We start from the raw sequence: 1,012 nt of genomic DNA, 5'->3' as shown, positions 1-1,012 counted from the left end.
TATTGATAATAATCCTGTTAGTTGTTCTCAGTTAGGCAAATACTTTCATCTCGACGGCAAGCAGCTTCAACAGCAGTATAAAGACCATATAAGCGACTACAAAGACTGGGATCAACGCGAGCATGCGGCCGAATGGCTTTTGTACCCAGGAAACACCGGCACCTATCTAAGCATTGATGAGACATCACTCTCGAATGGTGAGCTTTACACAATTGTGACTAATAAGGCAGCCAAGGGCCGCAAAGGCTCATTAGTAGCGATGGTCAAAGGTACGCAAGCAGGCTCTGTCATCGAGATATTAAAGAAGATCCCCAGGCGCATTCGTGATAAAGTACGGGAAGTGACGTTGGATATGGCCGCTAATATGGGATTGATCGTAAGTCGATGCTTTCCAAAGGCATCCAAGGTTATAGACCGCTTTCATGTCCAGAAATTAGCATATGATGCTGTCCAAGAAATCCGGATTAAACATCGTTGGCAAGCATTGGATCAAGAAAATCAAGCTATTGAAGATGCTAGGCAGGCCGGTTTGGTCTACCAGCCCGAGATTCTTGCCAATGGTGATACGCTAAAACAATTGTTGGTCAGAAGCAGGTACTTGCTATTCAAGCATCATGATAAATGGACCGCCTCACAGGTTCACCGTTCCAGGCTGCTTTTTGAGCGTTACCCGCTTATTGGGCAGGCTTACAAGCTAGCAACAGGTTTGGGAACTGTTTTTAGGGTTTGCAAGTCCAAAGAACAAGCATTTAAAAGGCTTGCGCTTTGGTACAATGCAGTGGAAGATTGCGGCCTTGATTCGTTCAAAACTGTCGCCAGGTCTATTCAGACACATTATTTGGATATCCTCAACTTCTTTAATAACAGCAGTACCAATGCTTCCGCTGAGTCATTCAACGCCAAAATCAAGGCTTTCAGGGCCTCATCCAGAGGTGTGAGGGATATTCCGTTCTTCCTATTCAGGATCACGAAACTTTATGCTTAATCTCACCCCAAGAATTCTGCTTGATCC

The 1,012-nt window shown here is 45.0% G+C and carries 1 protein-coding gene; it reads left to right on the top strand.

The genetic code is table 11. The features are described 5' to 3' along the window. A partial coding sequence (locus AC1XTG_RS25565) for an ISAon1 family transposase (RefSeq protein WP_484843890.1) occupies nt 1-985 on the top strand: 985 nt, incomplete at its 5' end. Nucleotides 986-1,012 lie beyond the last annotated feature (27 nt).

The sequence above is a fragment of the Dyadobacter sp. HNCC25DJ183 genome, assembly GCF_056895175.1.
Note: the sequence above shows the minus strand (reverse complement) of the source record. Positions and strands in the feature narration are given on the sequence as shown.